Here is an 18,604-nt window from a genome sequence, read left to right on the forward strand (position 1 = left end):
CGCAATCTAACAAACCCACGGCCCGAGCAGCACAGATCCCGACTGATTTCACAGGTGAGTGATCTCATGGAAACGCCCGGGCATCCCCGTGGAACCCCGGGGGCGCCGGTGCCGTCGGATCCGCGCCGGTGCTCTCAGACGCCGGCTTCGCGCAATCGGCGCACCGATGCCGGAACTTGGTACGAGCGCGCGGTCAGCTGTCCGACGGTCACCCGCACCACGGTCACGATGTCCGGATCGTCCACATAGTAGATCTGCCGGCGCCCCTCCCGGCGGGAGCGCACCAGGCCGGCGAGCCTGAGCTTGGCCAGGTGCTGGCTGACCGCGGGCAGGGCGCCGCCGACCCGGTCGGCGAGGCATGTCACGTCGCTCTCGCCCTGGGACAGCGCCCACATGAGGTGCAGCCGGGCCGGTGAGGCGAGCAGCCCGAACACCGCGGCCGCCTCCGCCAGCACCCTGCCGGAGGGGTCCGCGGCTCCAGCGATGTCCTCCCCCACAGCCCGCTCCCTCCCTCACGGTCGTCGCACAGAAGTGCACTCAGTGTAGGCGGGCGGTCACCGGCCTCCGTACGGCCTCCCCGGAATGTCCCGCACATGTACTCCGCATTGTCATGAGCGGGTGACAGATCATCGACGGCTCGGCGTCAGGCGCCGCCGCGGGCCGTCGCCGTTCATAAGCTTGCGCAACAAGGCAACTGAGCAAAGGCACCACCCCGTACCGGGAGGACAACCAACGTGGGCATCGTCAGCTGGATCATCCTCGGCCTCCTCGCCGGAGCCATCGCCAAGGTCCTGCTGCCCGGCCGTGACCCGGGTGGCCTGATCGGCACCACCCTGATCGGCATCGCGGGCGCCTTCGTCGGCGGCTGGCTCTCGGCCCGCTTCCTCGACCGCCCGGTGGAGAAGCAGTTCTTCGACCTCTACACCTGGGGCGCCGCGATAGCCGGCTCCCTGGTCCTCCTCATCGCCTACCGGCTGCTGTTCGGCAACTCGCGCGACTGCGCGCGGCGGTGACTCCGGTCACCTTCCGGAGCCAGGCCCAGTCACGACATTCCGGAAGTACGGGGACCGTGACCACACGACATTCCGGATGTACGGGGACGGGCCCGCGGGCCTCGTCAACAGGGCGTAAGTGCCTGCCGCACAGGCAAGGCGCCGATTCCACTTCCACCCCACAGTGAGTCGTGTGACACTGGCGTCCCGTCCGCAGTGTGGACACCTCGGCACACCGTCCCCCACGAGAAGTGCGACTTGCGTTCTCTACCACTGCCACTCGCCCTCACCGCGCGCCTGACGCCGGTCGCCGTGCTCGCCTGTGCGGGCTGGGCGATGGCGTCGGGTCCGGACAAGACGTCCGCCACCGCCTCCGGTAGCACCTCGACCCAGCAGACGGCCGGCCAGTCGGCGAGCGACGCCCCGTCGTCGTCCACGGCGTCGACGGGGGCCGCCAAGACCTACGCCGGCGCTCCCGCGCCCTGCGGCAGCATCCCGGTGGCCACCATCAAGTCGCTGGTGCCGGGCGCGAAGACGGCCGGCAAGGAGATCCCCTCCACGGACACCAAGCTGCGCCGCACCTGCTCCTGGAACGCGCTCAAGGGGTACGACTACCGCTGGCTCGACGTCTCCTTCGAGATCATGGACACGGACGCGGCGGCGGCGAAGGAGTACAAGGACCGGGTCGCGGAGAAGAGCGGCGGCGGCGCGGTGCCGGGGCTCGGTGACAGCGGCTACTCGGTGGTGAACCTCACTACCGAGGACAAGCAGCAGACCCGTGAGGGCGTGGTGATGGCCCAGGTCTCCAACGCGCTGGTGGTCATCACCTACAACGGCAGCGACTTCGAGAACAAGAAGGCGCCGTCCACGGACGAGATCAACAAGGGCGCCATCAAGGCGGCGAAGAGCGCGGTGACCGCGCTGAAGGGCAGCCGGTAACCGTTCCGGCCGCCCTTCGCGCTCATGCCTCTTCGGGGGTGCGCCTCGTCAGCAGGGTCAGTCCCACGTACAGCACCAGGGACGTGCCGAGGCCGACCGCCCAGCCGTAGTCGGCGAGCGAGGACAACGCCGGGATCGGGCGGCCGTCGAACAGCGGCTTGAAGCTGGCGCCGCCGACGGCGAGGACACCGCCGACGAGGAAGGCCACGACCGCCCGCCAGTTCCAGCCGCCGTCGTACCAGTAACGGCCGCCCGTGCGGTACAGGTCGGTCAGGTCGAGGCGGGTGCGGCGCAGCAGCCAGTAGTCGGCGATGAGGATGCCGGCGACCGTGCCGAGCAGACCGCCGACCAGGCCGAGCCAGGTGAAGATGTAGCCCTGCGGGTCGGAGTACAGCTTCCACGGGAAGATCACCACACCGAGCACGCAGGTGATCAGGGCGCCGGTGCGGAAACTGATCTTCCGGGGCGCGATGTTGGAGAAGTCGAACGACGGCGACACCAGGTTGGCCGCGATGTTCACGGACAGGGTCGCGACGAGGACGGTGACCAGGGCGTAGAGCAGCCCGACCACGTTGTCCGTCTTGGCGGCCAGCTGGACCGGGTCCCAGATCGGCGCTCCGTACACGGCCTGGGAACCGGAGGTCACCAGGACCGACAGGAACGCGAACAGGGTCATCGTGGTCGGCAGACCGAGGGCCTGCCCCCAGGTCTGCGCCTTCTGGCTCTTGCCATACCGGGTGAAGTCCGGGATGTTCAGGCTCAGGGTGGACCAGAAGCCGATCATGCCCATCAGCGAGGGCCAGAACAGCTTCCAGAAGTCCCCGCCCCACCCGAGCTTGGAGGGCTGGTCGAAGAGCGGGCCGAGACCGCCGGCCTTGTTGCTCATCCAGACCAGCATCACGATCGCGCCGACGATCACGAAGGGCGCGGCCCAGTTCTCGAAGCGGCGGATGGTCTCCATGCCCCGGTAGATGATGGCGACCTGGAGCGCCCAGAAGATCGCGAACGACAGCCACATGGTCCAGGCGTAGCCGCCGACGTGCGAGGCGTTCGCCCAGCTGCCGCCGATGAGCTTGCCGGCGAGGAAGTAGATGGCCTCGCCGCCGATCCAGGTCTGGATGCCGAACCAGCCGCAGGCCACCAGCGCCCGTACGACGGCGGGGAGGTTGGCGCCGCGTACGCCGAAGCTTGCGCGGGCGAAGACCGGGAAGGGGATGCCGTACTTCGGTCCGGCGTGCCCGGTGAGCAGCATCGGGACCAGGACGATCAGGTTGGCCAGGGCGATGGTGAACACGGCCTGTTTCCAGTCCATGCCGACCGCGATCAGCCCGGAGGCCAGGGTCCAGGACGCCGTGTTGTGGGCCATGCCGACCCAGAGCGCGGAGAAGTTGTACGTGGTCCACGTGCGCTTTTCGACGGGGACCGGCAGCAGGTCCTCGTTGGCGTAGGGACCGGTCGGCGGCGGGGAGCCCGGGGCGAGCTCGACGCGCCCGTCGGAGGCGGTGACTTGGCCGGACGGCGGTATGGCCGTGGGAGCGGTGTCGGTCATGGGCAGGCCAATCGGGAGGAGGCGGGACGGGAGAAAGGCCGTGCGGGTGGCGCCGAGGGGGGAGGTGAGCGGGGGGTGCGAGGGGGGACCCCCTTCCCGGGACGGCGGGAAGGGGGAGATCAACCGGTGGGTGCGGATCAGCCGTTGACGGCCGGGATGACCTTGCTCCCGTATGCGTCGATGGTGGCTTCCTGCGCGTCGTGCATGTCGTAGACGGCGAACTGGTCGACGCCCAGCTCGCGCAGTGCGTTCAGCTTCTCGATGTGCTTCTCCGCCGGTCCGATGACGCAGAACCGGTCGACGATCTCGTCGGGCACGAACTCGGTGTCGGGGTTGCCGCTGCGCCCGTGGTGCGCGTAGTCGTAGGCCTGGCGGGACTTGATGTAGTCGGTGAGTTCGTCGGGTACGGCGGCGGAGTGCTCGCCGTACTTGGCGACGAGGTCGGCTACGTGGTTGCCGACCATGCCGCCGAACCAGCGGCACTGGTCACGGGCGTGCGCCAGGGCCTCGGGCGAGCCGTCCTCGGTGACGTACGCCGGGGCGGCGACGCAGATCCTGACCTCGGACGGGTCACGTCCGGCGGCCACCGCCGCGTCCTTCACCGCCTTCACCATGTACTCGGTGAGGTAGAGGTCGGAGAGCTGGAGGATGAAGCCGTCGGCCTCCTCGCCGGTCATCTTGAGCGCCTTCGGGCCGTACGCGGCCATCCAGACGGGGAGTTCGGCACCGGGCCTGATCCACGGGAACCGGATCACCGTGCCGCCCAGGTCGGCCTCCTCGCCCCGGCCCAGCGCCCGGATGACCTTCATGGCCTCGCTGATCCGGGCGAGGGTGTTGGGCTTGCGCCCGGCCACCCGCATCGCGGAGTCGCCGCGGCCGATGCCGCAGACCGTGCGGTTGCCGAACATGTCGTTGAGGGTGGCGAAGGTGGAGGCGGTGACCTCCCAGGTGCGGGTGCCCGGGTTGGTGACCATCGGCCCGACGGTCAGCTTCGTCGTGTTGGCGAGGATCTGGCTGTAGATCACGAACGGTTCCTGCCACAGCACGGCGGAGTCGAAGGTCCAGCCGTACGAGAACCCGTTGCGTTCGGCCCGCTTCATCAGGCTGATGACACGGGAGGCCGGCGGGTCGGTCTGCAGGACGAGTCCGAAGTCCATGGGCGCCACTCCTAGTTGAGGTACTGACAGGTGGAGCGCGGGGTGTAGACGCCGTGCCCGGCGTGTCCGGTGTACTCCCGCTCGGTGATGACGAGTTCGCCGCGCGAGAGGACCGTCTCGACCCGGCCGGTGAGCCGCTTGCCCTCGTACGCCGAGTAGTCGACGTTCATGTGGTGGGTCTCGGCGGAGACGATCTGCTCGGCGTGCGGGTCGTAGATGACGACGTCGGCGTCGGCACCCGGGGTGATGGTGCCCTTCTTCGGGTACATCCCGAACATCCGGGCCGGGGCGGCGCAGGCGATCTCGATCCAGCGACGGCGCGAGATGTGCCCGTCGACGACGGCCTGGTGGAGCAGGTCCATGCGGTTCTCGACGCCGGGCAGGCCGTTGGGGATCTTCGAGAAGTCCCCGCGGCCCAGCTCCTTCTGGCCCACGAAGCAGAAGGGGCAGTGGTCGGTGGAGACCACCTGGAGGTCGTCGGTCCTCAGGCCCTGCCAGAGCTTGGCCTGGTGCTCCTTGGGCCGCAAGGGGGTCGAGCACACGTACTTGGAACCCTCGAAGTCGGGCTCGGCGAGGTTATCGGTCGACAGGAACAGGTACTGCGGGCAGGTCTCGCCGAAGACGGGCAGCCCCTCGTCGCGCGCCCGCGCCAGCTCGGCCACCGCCTCCATCGCCGAGACGTGCACGACGTACAGGGGCGCGCCGGCCACCTGGGCGAGCTTGATGGCCCGGTGCGTGGCCTCGGCTTCCAGCAGCGCCTTGCGCACCTCGCCGTGGTAGCGGGGGTCGGTCTCGCCGCGGGCCAGCGCCTGCTCCACCAGGACGTCGATGGCGATGCCGTTCTCTGCGTGCATCATGATCAGGCCGCCGTTCTCGGCGGAGCGCTGCATGGCGCGCAGGATCTGGCCGTCGTCGGAGTAGAAGACGCCGGGGTAGGCCATGAACTGCTTGAAGGAGGTCACCCCCTCCTCGACCAGCAGGTCCATCTCCTTGAGCGTCTCCTGGTTCACATCGGAGACGATCATGTGGAAGCCGTAGTCGATCGCGCAGTTGCCCTCGGCCTTGGCGTGCCAGGCGTCCAGGCCCTCACGCAGGCTGTGGCCGACGCTCTGCACCGCGAAGTCGACGATCGTCGTCGTACCGCCCCAGGCGGCGGCCCGGGTGCCGGTCTCGAAGGTGTCGGAGGCGAAGGTGCCGCCGAACGGCAGCTCCATGTGGGTGTGGGCGTCGACGCCGCCCGGGATGACGTACTTGCCGGTGGCGTCGATGGTCCGCTCGGCGGTGAAGGCCTCGGCGGCGGGGGTTCCGGCGGCGGCGAGGGCGGCGATACGGCCGTCCTCGATCAGGACGTCGGCGTGGATCTCGTCGGACGCGGTGATGACGAGTCCACCGCGGATGAGGGTACGGCCGGTCATGGGGTCCTCTCGTTCGTGGTCACGTGCGGGTCCGACGTGGCTGGTCGCGCCTACGCGGCGGTAGCCGCATGTTCGGTGCCGCCCCGCGCCCCTGATGGGGCGCGGTCAACGCCGGTTCTACGGTGCGGTGATGGGGCCGTACGCGTCCGGGCGGCGGTCCCGGAAGAACTGCCAGCGGTCGCGGACCTCGCGCAGCTTGGCCAGGTCCAGGTCGCGGACGACGAGTTCGGTCTCCTTGTCGGAAGCCACCTCGCCGACGAACTGGCCCTCCGGGTCCACGAAGTACGAGGTCCCGTAGAAGTCGTTGTCCCCCAGGTCCTCCACGCCGACCCGGTTGATCGCGCCGACGAAGTACTCGTTGGCCACGGCCGCCGCCGGCTGCTCCAACTGCCAGAGGTAGCGGGAGAGTCCGCGCGAGGTGGCCGACGGGTTGAAGACGATCTCGGCGCCGCCGAGGCCCAACGCCCGCCAGCCCTCGGGGAAGTGCCGGTCGTAGCAGATGTAGACGCCGATCTTCCCGACCGCGGTCTCGAAGACCGGCCAGCCCGCGTTGCCCGGACGGAAGTAGAACTTCTCCCAGAAGCCGGGGACCTGGGGGATGTGGTGCTTGCGGTACTTGCCGAGGTACGAGCCGTCCGCGTCGATCACGGCCGCGGTGTTGTAGAGGACGCCGGGCTGCTCCTCCTCGTACACCGGCAGGATCAGGACGATGCCCAACTCCCGCGCGAGGGCCTGGAAACGCTGGACGACCGGGCCGTCCGGTACCTGCTCGGCGTACTCGTAGAACGCCTTGTCCTGGACCTGGCAGAAGTAGGGTCCGTAGAACAGTTCCTGGAAGCACAGGACCTGGGCGCCCTGCGCGGCCGCGTCGCGGACCGCCTGCTCGTGGACCTGGATCATCGACTCCTTGTCGCCGGTCCAGGCGGTCTGGAACAGGGCGGCACGAATCACTCGGCTCATCGGGACCTCCGGTCGCTCGGTGTGCGAGGAGCCTAGAAAGTCCGGAAGCGGGCTTTGAGTGGCACGGTGTCACGTCTGCGGGCGCTCCGCGTGTCACCGTGTCACGCGGTCGTCGGCTCATGTTTCACCGCCGTTTTCCCAGGTCGTCGCATGTTTCACCGCTGTTGCGCGTCATGTGCGAGGAGTGCGATGTGCACGGAGGCCGCCTGTTCGAAGTCGTCGAGGTCGACGCCGAGCCGGGCCTGTATCGCTTCCAGGCGGCGGTACAGGGCGGGTCGCGAGACGTGGTGCAGCTGGGCGGTGCGGGACTTGTTGCGCCCGGTGGCGAGGTACGTCCGCAGGACGCCGAGGAGGTCCTGGTCGACGCCTTTTCCGCACAGCAGCCCGTCCAGCTCGCGCTCGGCGAAGGACTGGACGTGCGGGTCGTCGCGGAGCAGCCGGATCAGGCCCCGCAGGTGTACGTCCTTGAGCCGTACGACGGGTGGCAGGTCGAGGGCGTCCGAGGAGTCGGCGACGGCGTCGGCCACGTGCTGTGCCTCGCGCAGACCGGCGGGCACGTCGTCCCAGGAGGTACGGGGGCCGGCGGCGGCGACCACCGCCTGCGGCTCGGCCGCCTCGCCGTGCAGCCGGACGGCGAAGTGCGTGGCGAGGGCGTCGGCGTCCTGGTCGCGGGCGAGGCTGAGCAGGACGGCGGTGACGCGTTCGGTGAGCTCGGCGACGAGTCCGGGCAGCCCCAGCAGCCGGAGAATCCTCTCCAGTTGGGCCGGTTCGGCATCCGTGACGACGACGGGGACGAAGGTCCGCCGGTTGACCGGCAGTCCGGCCGCCCGGGCCCTGGGCAGCAGCTGCCGGGCCGGTACGACCCCGGAGACCAGGTCGGTCAGCAGGCTCTGCGCGGACTGCTCCTCCCAGCTGTGGGCGGAGCCGCCGCCGAGCATGCGGTGCAGGACGAGGGCCTCGGCACCGCGGTCGGCGAGCAGCCGCCCGGTGGCGGTGTCACCGCGGTAGCCGCAGAGCATGATCCGGCCCCAGCGCTCGCCGCGGCCACCGAGTTCGGCGCGGATCCAGCCATCGCCCTCGCCGCCGCCGGCCTGCCGGGCGATGCGCTCCCAGTCGCGCAGCACGTCGTCCACGGCCGACCGCTCCCCCGCGGTGGCCAGCACCCGGTGCGCGAGGTTGGTGACGACGACCGGGCAGGCGCTGTGCACGGCGACCTCGTCGAGGAGGCGTTGCAGCGGGGCGCCGGCGGTGATGAGGCCGGTGAGGGCGGTACGGACCGACTCGGAGAGGCTGACGGCGGCGAACTTCCGCCGTACCAGACGGGACTGGACCTCCTCCGTCAGCTCGGCGAAGGGGAAGGGGCGGTGCAGGACCACCAGGGGGAGGCCGCAGCGGTCCGCCGCGCGGCGCATGGCGTCGGGCGGGGACGGGAAGGCGCGCCCGAGGCCGAGGACGACCGCGGCGGCCTCGGCCCGGTGCAGGGACTGGATGTACTCGGCCTGTTTGTGCGCGTCGTCCGCCAGCAGGACGCCGGTGGTGAGGACCATCTCGCCGCCGGTGAGCATGACGCCGACGTCGGGCGCCTCGGCCACGTGCACCCAGCGGACGGGGCGGTCGAGGTGGGCGGCGCCGGCCACCACCTCGGGGTCGCCGGCGAGGACCCGTTCCAGGGAGAGGATCTGGCGGACCGACAGTATGGGGCTGTCTGTGGTGTTCGGGGGATCCCAAGTGGCGGTCATCTGGCGTGGTCCCTTGGTCGGGTTCGGTGCGTTCAGGGACTGCGGGCCGGTGGGGCTGGTCGCGCCCGCGCGGCGGTAGCCGCATATCCGAAACAGCCCCGCGCCCCTTTGGGGCGCTTCAGTAGGCGCTTCTCAGAGCGCTTTCCAGGATCGCCGCGCCCTCCTCCGCCTCCGCCACCGTCAGGGACAGGGGCGGCGCGATGCGCAGGGCGCTGGTGTTGTGGCCGCCGCCCTTGCCGATCAGGAGGCCGGCCTCGCGCGCCGCTTCCAGGACCGTCGCCGCGGACTTGGGGTCGGCCTCGTCCGTGCCGGGCTTGACCAGTTCGACGCCGATCATCAGGCCGCGGCCCCGGACCTCCCGTACGCCGGGCAGTTGGGCGGCGACGGCACGGAGGCGTTCGATCAGCAGGCCGCCCACCCGGCGGGCGTTGCCCTGGAGGTCGTGGTCCAGGAGGTACGACAGGTTGGCGAGGCCCGCCGCCATGGTGATCTGGGTGCCGCCGAACGTCGAGATGCTGTTGGAGTCCAGGCAGTTCATGATCTCGGAGCGGGCGATCACGCCGCCGATGGACATGCCGTTGCCGATGCCCTTGGCGAAGGTGACGATGTCCGGCGGGCCGCTCTGGCCGTGTGCCTGCCAGCCCCAGAAGTGCTCGCCGGTGCGGCCCCAGCCGGTCTGCACCTCGTCGGCGATCCAGAGGATGCCCTGCTCCTGGAGGACCTTGCGGAAGGCCGCGTACAGCCCGTCGGGCGGGGAGGTGAAGCCGCCGACGCCCTGGATGGGCTCGGCGATCAGCGCGGCCGGCGGGCGGGTGTGGCCGAGGAGGTCGCGCAGGTCCTCGACGCAGGCCGCGATGAAGTCCCGGTCGTTCAGATCGGCGTACGGGCCGCGGGTGCGCACGCCGCCGTGGACGTACAGCGTCTGGAGCGGCGAGAGGGAGGTGGGGGACCAGCCCTTGTTGCCGGTGATGCCGACGGCGCTGAAGGAGCGGCCGTGGTAGCTGTTGCGCATCGCCAGGATCGTGTTGGTCCGGCGGTAGGTCGTCGCGAGCAGCAGGGCGGTGTCGTTGGCCTCGGTGCCGGAGGTGGTGAAGAACACCCGGGCGTCCGGGATGCCGCTCAAGTGAGCTACACGCTCGGCCAGTTCGACCATCGGACGGTTGAGGTAGAGCGTGGAGGAGTGGATGATCCGTCCTGCCTGCTCACTCACCGCCTTCGTCACCTCGGGGAGGGCGTGCGCGGTCATCGTGGTGAGGATGCCGCCGAAGAAGTCGAGGTAGCGGTTGCCGTCCGCGTCCCAGACGTGCCGGCCCTCCCCGTGGCTGATCTCCAGCGGCTCGTCGTAGTAGAGGGCCAGCCAGTCGGGCAGGACCTGGCGGTGGCGGGCGAAGAGGTCGTTCACGGCTGTACCAGCCCTTCGTAGGCGTCGGGACGGCGGTCGCGGTAGAAGGCCCACTGCTGCCGTACTTCTTCGATCAGGTCGAAGTCGAGGTCGCGGACGACGAGTTCCTCGCTCTTGTCGCTCGCAACCTCCCCCACGAACTGCCCACGCGGATCGACGAAGTAGCTCGTGCCGTAGAAGTCGTTGTCCCCGTACTCCTCCTGGCCGACCCGGTTGATGGCGGCGATGAAGTACTCGTTGGCGACGGCGGCCGCGGGCTGCTCCAGCTGCCAGAGGTAGGCCGACAGGCCGCGCGAGGTGGCCGACGGGTTGTAGACCAACTGGGCGCCGTTGAGACCGAGTTGCCGCCACCCCTCCGGGAAGTGGCGGTCGTAGCAGATGTACACGCCGACCTTGCCGACGGCGGTGTCGAAGACCGGCCAGCCGACGTTCCCGGGCTTGAAGTAGTACTTCTCCCAGAAGCCCTTGACCTGCGGGATGTGGTGCTTGCGGTACTTGCCGAGGACGCTGCCGTCGGCGTCGATCACCACGGCGGTGTTGTAGTAGAACCCGGACTGCTCGACCTCGAACACCGGGACGACGACGACCATGCCGGTCTCGCGGGCCAGCTCCTGCATACGACGGACCGTGGGGCCGTCCGGGACCGGCTCGGCCCAGCGGTAGTGCTCGGGTTCCTGGACCTGGCAGAAGTAGGGGGCGTTGAAGACTTCCTGAAATCCGATGATCTTCGCACCCCGGCGGGCCGCCTCGCGGGCGTGCACCTCGTGTTTCGCCACCATGGACTCGGTGTCGCCGGTCCAGGTGGCCTGGACCAGAGCGGCGCGTACGACGTTGGCCATGAGCTGCTCCTTCTACGCCCGTAGAGGGTCGAAAGTAAGCCTCCTCGGAGTCCTTGCCAAGACCATCGTCGTTAAGCCGCCGAGTCGATCTCGTTTCTAACCTGGCTGGCGGATGCGGGGGCCGGTGCGCCCGTGCGTCAGGAGGTGAGGCCTGCCACCCGCAGCGCGTGCAGCAGGTCCCAGTGGCGTTGGTCCGAGACCGTCCGGGCCGAGCGCAGGAGCAGCGGGACCATGCGGTGCGGGTCGGGTTCCGCGCTGTGCGCCGCCTCTTCCGGGGTGCGGACCTGGACGTAGGTGTCCAGCAGGGCCCGGACCTCGCGGTGGCGGCCCGCCGTGTCCAGGGCGAGGACGGCCTGGCCGATCTCGGTGGCGGGGCGGACCACGCCCTGGCGGAGGATCTGGCGGCCGTCGGCGGTCCGGCCCGCGGCGGTCAGCGCGTCGGCTGCGGCCACCAGCCGGGCGGCCGGCAGCGAGGCCGTCTCCCAGAGCAGCGTGGCCCAGTCCGCGCCGAGCCCGGCCCGCTGGAGGGCGTCCGCGAGCAGGGGGAAGCAGGCGGCGGGCCACTGCGCGGCCTCGGCCAGGAGCGCGTGCGCCTCTCCGGTGCGGCCCTCGGCCCGCAGCCGTTCGAGTCGCGCCACGGCCCCCGTCACGGCCTGTCCCGCCTCCTCGTCGGCCTGCTCCACCACCGGCTCCGGCCGCACCGGTGCCTCGGCGGCCCCGGCGAACCGGGCGCCGCGCGGGGTGCGACGGCCACCGGGGTCCGCGGATACGGCCGCCTCCGGCGTCTGCGGTACGGCGGTGGGCACGGCCTCGTCCTCCGCCAGCCCGGCGAACCGGGCGCTGCCCCGCCGGCGCTTGCGCTGCTTGGCGGGGGCTGGGGCGGGAGCGGGGGCCGGGGCTTCGGGCGCCTGCGGGGCGGAGGACGGCCGGGCTGTGCCGCCGTCGGGGCGGCCGCGCATCGTCGTACCGGATGCGGTCGCTTGCGCGGTCGTGGACGTTTGCACGGTCGTGGACGCGGTCGCGGTCGGTTCTGCGGCAGGCCCGGGCGACGGCGGCCCCGGTTCGGCCTGGCGCTCCAACCGCCCCATCCGGGCCCGGAGTTCGGCGCACCGAGCGGAGGCCCGTTCGTGGTCGTCGCGGGCCCAGGCGAGGTCGATGTCGAGGGACTCGGCCTCCTCGCGGGAGTGCGCGGAGCTGTACGCGCGGCCGAGCTGGGCCAGCCGTTCGGCGGCGTAGCGCTGTTCGCGGAGCATGACGTCGAGGCGGTCGCTCAGCTCCTCCCGGACCCCGGGCCGGGCGTCGTACGCGGCGAGGGCGCCGGCGTGCAGGTGCCGGCCCTGCTCGGCCGCGCGGGCGGCGGCCTCGGGACCGTAGGCGGTCGCGAAGTCCTGGACAAGCGCCTCCACGACGTCCCAGGGCGGGACCTCACGGCCGCCGAGGCAGGCCTGCATACCGTCGGGGTCGCGCTGCCAGAACACCGCGCACCAGCCGCTCCCCTGGTCCAGGCGCGCCAGCAGGCCGTTGAGGTAGTTCGCGAACTCCCGTACCCGGCCCGGGAGCTGATCCACAGTCATCGCCGCACTCCCACCCGACCGGAACACTCCGGCTTCGTAGGCAACACCAGTTGTGTTACGGGGCTGCTACGGGGAGTTTTCAGCGGGCGCGCAGAGCCCTCATTACGGGATCTTGACCGATCCGCCTCACACCGGGGCCATGGCGCAGCGGGCCACCGGTTCGTCCATCGACAGGCCGAGCGCACGGGCGCCCTGGCGATCGAGCCCATGCTGATCGGCCGCGGCCGGGACGGCTACCACGAGGCTCCCGACGGCTGGACCCTGCGCACGAACGACGGCTCCGGCGCGGCGCACGTGGAGCACACGGTGGCGATCACGGAGGCGGGGCCGCGGATCCTCACGGAAAGGAATCCGAAGCGCTGACGCAGGCTGTACCTGCGGATTTCCTCCGCACAACGGCGACCGTGCCGACCCCCTCGGCCGCCCCCGCAGTGCTGGACATGCCCCCTTCGGGCAGGCGTGCGAAGGTGGTGTGACCGGGCGCTGCACGGGGCACCCGCGTGGACCGGCACGTCGACCAGCGAGGGCGTCCCGCCAGGCGCCGGGACGCCGGAACGGAACGATCGCTCATGAGCAGCGGCTACCCCGGACCGAGCGACTTCGGACAGGATCCTTTCGGAGAGTTCCTCGCCCGCTTCTTCGGCGGCGGAGGCGAGCGCCAGGGCCCCCGTCAGGTAGACATCGGCAGGCTGCTCAGCCAGCCCGCCCGGGAACTGGTCCGGGGCGCCGCCCAGTACGCGGCCGAACACGGCAGCCGGGACCTCGACACCGAGCATCTGCTGCGCGCGGCCCTGACGGCGGAGCCGACCCGCTCCCTGCTCAGCAGGTCCGGCGCGGATCCCGACTCGCTGGCCACGGCGATCGACGGCCGCGCCGGGCCGGTCCAGCACCCGCCCGGCGAGGCGCCCCCGCCGACCTCGCTGTCCCTGACCCCGGCCGTGAAGCGGGCCCTGCTGGACGCGCACGACCTGGCCCGGGCCAGCGGCGCCGGATACATCGGCCCCGAGCACGTACTGGGCGCACTCGCCGCCAACCCGGACTCGGCCGCCGGGCACATCCTGAACGCGGCCCGGTTCGCGGCCGGCCTGCCGGCGGACGTCCCGGACACCGACCGGGTCCTCACCAGCACGGACAGCCGCCGCCGTACCGGCACGCCCACACTCGACAAGTACGGCCGCGATCTCACCGAGCTGGCCGGTGAGGGCCGGATCGACCCGGTCATCGGCCGCGACGACGAGATCGAGCAGACCATCGAGGTGCTCTCCCGGCGCGGCAAGAACAACCCCGTGCTGATCGGCGACGCCGGTGTCGGCAAGACCGCGATCGTCGAGGGCCTGGCCCAGCGGATCGCCGACCAGGACGTGCCGGACGTTCTCTCCGGGCGCCGGGTGATCGCCCTCGACCTGCCCGGCGTGGTCGCGGGCACCCGCTTCCGGGGTGACTTCGAGGAGCGCCTGACCAACATCGTGAAGGAGATCCGCGCCCACTCCGACCAGCTGGTCGTCTTCATCGACGAACTGCACACCGTGGTCGGCGCCGGAGGCGGCGGCGAGGGCGGCTCGATGGATGCGGGCAACATCCTCAAGCCGGCGCTGGCCCGGGGCGAGCTGCACATCGTGGGCGCGACCACGCTGGAGGAGTTCCGCAAGATCGAGAAGGACGCGGCGCTGGCCCGCCGCTTCCAGCCGATCCTGGTGCCCGAGCCGACCGTCCCGGACACCATCGAGATCCTGCGCGCCCTGCGCGACCGCTACGAGGCCCACCACCAGGTCCGCTACACCGACGAGGCCCTGGTCGCCGCCGTGGAGCTGTCCGACCGCTACCTCACCGACCGCAGGCTCCCGGACAAGGCGATCGACCTGATCGACCAGGCCGGTGCCCGGGTACGCCTCGGCTCCCGCGCCAAGGGCAGCGACGTACGGACCATGGAGCGCGAGATCGAGCAGCTCACCCGGGACAAGGACCAGGCGGTCGCCGACGAGCAGTACGAACACGCGACCCAGCTCCGCGACCGCATCGGTGAGTTGAAGACACGCATCGCCGAACTCTCCGGCGAGGACGAGGCGGACGAGGGGATGGACCTGGAGGTGACGGCCGAGGCGATCGCCGAGGTGGTGTCCCGCCAGACCGGTATCCCGGTCAGCAACCTCACCCAGGAGGAGAAGGAGCGGCTGCTGGGCCTGGAGGCTCATCTGCACCAGCGGGTCATCGGCCAGAACGAGGCGGTCGCGGCCGTCTCCGAGGCGGTGCTCCGCTCCCGCGCCGGGCTCGCCAGCCCGGACCGCCCGATCGGCAGCTTCCTCTTCCTCGGCCCGACCGGTGTCGGCAAGACCGAACTGGCCCGTGCCCTCGCCGAGGTCCTGTTCGGCAGCGAGGACCGGATGGTCCGCCTGGACATGAGCGAGTACCAGGAGCGCCACACCGTCTCCCGCCTGGTCGGCGCCCCGCCCGGCTATGTCGGCCACGAGGAGGCGGGGCAGCTCACCGAGGTGGTCCGCCGCCACCCCTACTCGCTTCTCCTCCTCGACGAGGTGGAGAAGGCCCACCCGGACGTCTTCAACATCCTGCTCCAGGTCCTGGACGACGGCCGCCTGACCGACTCCCAGGGCCGCACGGTGGACTTCACCAACACGGTCATCGTGATGACGAGCAACCTCGGCTCGGACGTGATCACCAGGCGCGGCGCGACTGTCGGCTTCGGCCCCGGCGGGGAGGAGGCGACGCAGGAGGCCCGCCGGGAACAGGTCCTCCGCCCGCTTCGGGACCACTTCCGCCCGGAGTTCCTGAACCGCATCGACGAGATCGTGGTCTTCCGCCAGCTCACCGGCGAACAGCTGCACCAGATCACCGAACTGCTGCTGGAGCACACCCGCCGCATGCTGCACGCCCAGGGCATCACGGCCCGCTTCACGGACGCGGCGGTCGACTGGCTGGCGGAACACGGCTACCAGCCGGAGTACGGCGCACGGCCACTGCGCCGCACGATCCAGCGGGAGGTCGACAACCCGCTGTCCCGTCTGCTTCTGGACGGCACGGTCACGGAGGGCAGCGTGGTGACGGTGGATGTGGAGGGCGGGAGTCTGGTGTTTCGGAAGCAGGACCTTTCAAGCGCGCCCGGCTGAGGCGCCCCGACAGGGGCGCGGGGCTGTGTCAATTTGCGGCTGCCGCCGCGGCAGTGTCAATTTGCGGCTGCCGCCGCGTGGGCGCGACCGGCCCCCACGCCGCCGCACCCGCGCGACTACGGAGCCGGATCCACCACCTGCGCGGCTCCACCACCCCGCCGCACCGTCTCCGCCGCCGCCAGCCACTTACCGCCCGGCAACCGCTGCACCCCGGTAGCCGCCCCGATCTCCGGATTCAGCGAGAACGACTGCCCGATGGCCTCCAACTTGCCCCTCACCACGGGGTCGTTGTACAGCGCCGGTTCCAACTCGGTCTTCGCCGCGTTCCGCTGCGACGCCCGAGGCGCGGCGATCGCGTCCACCAACGGCAGATGCCGGTCCAGGAACTCGGTCAGCACCTGGAGCACGGTGGTGATGATGGTCGCCCCGCCGGGCGAACCGACCGCCACCACGGGCCTGTCGGCCTTGTCGAGCACGATCGTCGGTGAGATGGAGGACCGCGGCCGCTTCCCCGGCCCCGGCAGGTTCGGGTCGTGCACCGCGGGGTTCGCCGGCGTGAACGAGAAGTCGGTCAGCTCGTTGTTGAGCAGGAACCCCCGTCCGGGAACGGTGATCGCGCTACCACCGGTCTGCTCGATGGTCAGCGTGTAGGAGACGACGTTCCCCCACTTGTCGGCGACCGTGAGGTGTGTCGTGTTCTCGCCCTCGTACGTGGTCGGCGCCGCCGTACCGGTCGACCCGGGGTTGTTCGGGTCGCCCGGGGCGACCGGGCTGGTCAGCACCGCGTCGTCGCTGATCAGCTTCGCCCGCTCGTCGGCGTACCGCTGCGACAGCAGCCCCTTCGTCGGCACCTTCTCGAACGCGGGGTCGCCGACCCACCTCCCCCGGTCCGCGAACGAGATCCGGCTCGCCTCGATGAAGTGGTGCAGGTACTGCACCTCATCGGCCTTCGAGAGGTCGGTGTTCTCAAGGATGTTGAGGGCTTCCCCGACGGTCGTCCCACCGGACGAGGACGGCGCGATCGAGTACACCTTCAGTCCGCGGTAGCCGGTCTCGGTGGGCGCCTGGGACTTGGCCCGATAGGCCGCCAGATCCTTCGCCGACAGCTTGCCCGCCCGGGCCTTCCACCCCGAACCGGGATCCACCGGCGGATTGTTGACCGTCGACACGATGTCCTTGCCGAGGTCCCCCTTGTAGATCGCCCCGGTCCCCTTCCGCCCCAGCTCCCGATAGGTCCGGGCCAGGTCGGGGTTCTTGAAGGTGGACCCCACCGCCGGCAGCTGCCCGCCGGGCAGGAACAGCTTCGCCGTGTCCGGGAAGTACCGGAACCGCGTCTCGTTGGACGCGGTCTGCGACCGGAAGGTGTCGTCGACGACGAACCCGTCGCGGGCGATCCGCTCGGCCGGTTTCAGCACCGTGCCCAGCCGTTCGCTCCCCCACCGGTCCAGCGCGGTCTGCCAGGTGGCCGGCGTCCCGGGCGTGCCGACGCTCAGCCCGCTGCTCACGGCGTCCGCGAAGGCGAGCGGCTTGCCGTTCTCCACGAAGAGGTTGGAGTCGGCGGTCAGCGGCGCGGTCTCTCGGCCGTCGATCGTGTGCACCGTACGGGACTTGGCGTTGTAGTAGACGAAGTAGCCGCCTCCGCCGACGCCGGAGGAGTAGGGCTCGGTGACCCCGAGCGCGGCGGCCGTCGCGACGGCCGCGTCGACCGCGTTGCCGCCCTTGCGGAGCACCTCGATACCGGCGGCGGTGGCGTCCGCGTCGACGCTGGAGACCGCACCGCCGTAGCCGACGGCCACCGGCGATTTCGCGACGGTCGCACCGCCGGGGGCGGGAGGCGCTGCCGCCCCCACCGACACCACGGCGGCCGAGACCGCCAGAACGGTCAGTTTCCGCGTGACAGGGCGACGCATCCGCACCTCCAGTTCCGGAACGTCCGCGCAGCGTATCCGCGAGGCCCCGGCCCCGACAGCCACATTCAGGGCACTGTCATACGACCGCCACACTTCGAACACGGGTACGTTCCGGCCACCCGTGACCGCTACCATGCGCGCCCATGAATGACGACCTGCGGAACATTATCCTTGGCGTCGTGGCCGCCGGCATCAGCGCGGCCCTCGGCTGGCTGGCCCGCACCTCGCTGTGGCGGCGCGGTCTGCGCCGCAAGCAGGCCTTCTTCGGGCTGCCGGAGAACTCGGAGTCACTGCTGGTCGTCAATCGCGATCCGGCCACCTCCGAACCGGCGGTGCACCGCTTCGACGTGTTCGCGCTCCTGGAGCTGGCCGCCCTGATCAAGGACTGCGGCGCCAACCTCCAGATGGTGACCCAGGAGAACGTCCAGCAGGGCTTCGGCGAGCGCACCGAGTTCTGCGTGGGCGGGCCCGGGTCGAACCGGCGCATGCTGGCGCACATGTCGGCGATGCTGCCGGGCGTACGGGTCAACATCGACCCGGAACCGGGCCCGGACCGCGGCGCCTTCCAGATCGGCACCGAGCGCTACCGCCTCGACCCGGGCATCACCGAGTACGTCCTGCTGGCCCGTCTCACCGCCGGCCAACGCCCCGACGCCCGACCGGTGTTCCTCTTCTGCGGACAGCGCGCGATCACCAACCAGGCGGCCACCCGCTACCTCGCCCGCAACCACGAGCGGCTCGCCCGCAAGCACGGCAACAACACCTTCGTGCTGCTCCTCAAGGTGGTCAACTCGCAGGCGTACGGCCCTGACGTGGTCGAACTCGTCTCGGACGTGACGCGTGCCGCCCAGGCGCCGCTGCCGCCCGCCACCACCGAGACCACGCGTTCCTCGCACCGCGCCTCCTGAGTAGCTGCACCATTCAACAATCGTTACCCGCACGTAACTTACCGACGGGTTACTTACGGTAAGAGATGGCGGTTACCGTCTGGTCACTTTGCACTGAC

The 18,604-nt window shown here is 70.7% G+C and carries 14 protein-coding genes and 1 pseudogene; 5 read left to right on the forward strand and 10 right to left on the reverse strand.

All coding sequences use genetic code 11. The annotated features are described in order from the left end of the window. Window positions 1–134 precede the first annotated feature (134 nt). Entirely contained in the window at window positions 135–497 is a 363-nt protein-coding gene (locus ACZ4N4_RS08550; RefSeq protein WP_467585959.1) for an ArsR/SmtB family transcription factor, read from the reverse strand. Between the two features lie 237 nt (window positions 498–734). Between ACZ4N4_RS08550 and ACZ4N4_RS08555 the strand changes: the two genes are divergently transcribed. Together ACZ4N4_RS08555 and ACZ4N4_RS08560 are read left to right on the forward strand one after the other, a co-directional pair. After that, entirely contained in the window at window positions 735–1,013 is a 279-nt protein-coding gene (locus ACZ4N4_RS08555) for a GlsB/YeaQ/YmgE family stress response membrane protein (protein WP_467585962.1), read from the forward strand. Window positions 1,014–1,250: 237 nt separating this feature from the next. Continuing rightward, window positions 1,251–1,931: a hypothetical protein gene (locus ACZ4N4_RS08560; RefSeq protein WP_467585964.1), complete on the forward strand. Its 681-nt coding sequence runs from the start codon at window positions 1,251–1,253 to the stop codon at window positions 1,929–1,931. 22 nt (window positions 1,932–1,953) lie between these two features. Here the strand turns inward: ACZ4N4_RS08560 and ACZ4N4_RS08565 are convergent, their stop codons facing one another. The 8 genes from ACZ4N4_RS08565 to ACZ4N4_RS08600 all read right to left on the reverse strand — a co-directional run bounded on the left by ACZ4N4_RS08565 (window position 1,954) and on the right by ACZ4N4_RS08600 (window position 12,566). Then, window positions 1,954–3,480 (reverse strand): NCS1 family nucleobase:cation symporter-1, encoded by a 1,527-nt coding sequence (locus tag ACZ4N4_RS08565; RefSeq protein ID WP_467585967.1) that lies wholly within the window; start codon window positions 3,478–3,480, stop codon window positions 1,954–1,956. A 137-nt stretch (window positions 3,481–3,617) separates the two neighbouring features. Then, on the reverse strand, window positions 3,618–4,637 hold the full coding sequence (locus tag ACZ4N4_RS08570; protein WP_467585970.1) for a TIGR03842 family LLM class F420-dependent oxidoreductase: 1,020 nt from the start codon (window positions 4,635–4,637) through the stop codon (window positions 3,618–3,620). 11 nt (window positions 4,638–4,648) lie between these two features. After that, window positions 4,649–6,052, reverse strand: a complete 1,404-nt coding sequence (gene hydA / locus ACZ4N4_RS08575) for a dihydropyrimidinase (protein WP_453569497.1) — start codon at window positions 6,050–6,052, stop codon at window positions 4,649–4,651. 117 nt (window positions 6,053–6,169) lie between these two features. Then, window positions 6,170–7,012 (reverse strand): nitrilase-related carbon-nitrogen hydrolase, encoded by an 843-nt coding sequence (locus ACZ4N4_RS08580; protein ID WP_467585972.1) that lies wholly within the window; start codon window positions 7,010–7,012, stop codon window positions 6,170–6,172. Window positions 7,013–7,167: 155 nt separating this feature from the next. Beyond that, the gene (locus tag ACZ4N4_RS08585; protein ID WP_453569493.1) at window positions 7,168–8,751 is read right to left on the reverse strand and encodes a PucR family transcriptional regulator; all 1,584 of its coding nucleotides are present in this window, start codon (window positions 8,749–8,751) and stop codon (window positions 7,168–7,170) included. Between the two features lie 118 nt (window positions 8,752–8,869). Next, window positions 8,870–10,153 (reverse strand): aspartate aminotransferase family protein, encoded by a 1,284-nt coding sequence (locus ACZ4N4_RS08590; RefSeq protein WP_453569490.1) that lies wholly within the window; start codon window positions 10,151–10,153, stop codon window positions 8,870–8,872. Then, complete coding sequence (locus ACZ4N4_RS08595) at window positions 10,150–10,992, reverse strand: nitrilase-related carbon-nitrogen hydrolase (RefSeq protein WP_450766261.1); 843 nt, start codon at window positions 10,990–10,992, stop codon at window positions 10,150–10,152. Before ACZ4N4_RS08595 ends, ACZ4N4_RS08590 begins: the two co-directional genes overlap by 4 nt. A gap of 137 nt (window positions 10,993–11,129) precedes the next feature. Beyond that, window positions 11,130–12,566, reverse strand: coding sequence for a hypothetical protein (locus ACZ4N4_RS08600; protein ID WP_467585975.1), 1,437 nt, complete (start codon window positions 12,564–12,566; stop codon window positions 11,130–11,132). A 189-nt stretch (window positions 12,567–12,755) separates the two neighbouring features. On the opposite strand from ACZ4N4_RS08600, the pseudogene ACZ4N4_RS08605 reads away from it, so the two are divergent. Together ACZ4N4_RS08605 and ACZ4N4_RS08610 are read left to right on the forward strand one after the other, a co-directional pair. Beyond that, a pseudogene (locus tag ACZ4N4_RS08605) lies at window positions 12,756–12,929 on the forward strand (type I methionyl aminopeptidase); the annotation flags it as partial. Window positions 12,930–13,135: 206 nt separating this feature from the next. Continuing rightward, window positions 13,136–15,688 (forward strand): ATP-dependent Clp protease ATP-binding subunit, encoded by a 2,553-nt coding sequence (locus tag ACZ4N4_RS08610; protein WP_467585978.1) that lies wholly within the window; start codon window positions 13,136–13,138, stop codon window positions 15,686–15,688. Between the two features lie 116 nt (window positions 15,689–15,804). On the opposite strand, the gene ggt is transcribed toward ACZ4N4_RS08610, so the two are convergent. Then, window positions 15,805–17,598, reverse strand: coding sequence for a gamma-glutamyltransferase (ggt, locus tag ACZ4N4_RS08615; protein ID WP_467585981.1), 1,794 nt, complete (start codon window positions 17,596–17,598; stop codon window positions 15,805–15,807). Between the two features lie 143 nt (window positions 17,599–17,741). Here ggt and ACZ4N4_RS08620 point away from each other — a divergent pair, with 143 nt between their 5' ends. Next, on the forward strand, window positions 17,742–18,506 hold the full coding sequence (locus ACZ4N4_RS08620) for a hypothetical protein (RefSeq protein WP_453569477.1): 765 nt from the start codon (window positions 17,742–17,744) through the stop codon (window positions 18,504–18,506). The last annotated feature ends 98 nt before the right edge of the window (window positions 18,507–18,604 follow it).

This window comes from Streptomyces sp. NPDC026538, from assembly GCF_055567535.1.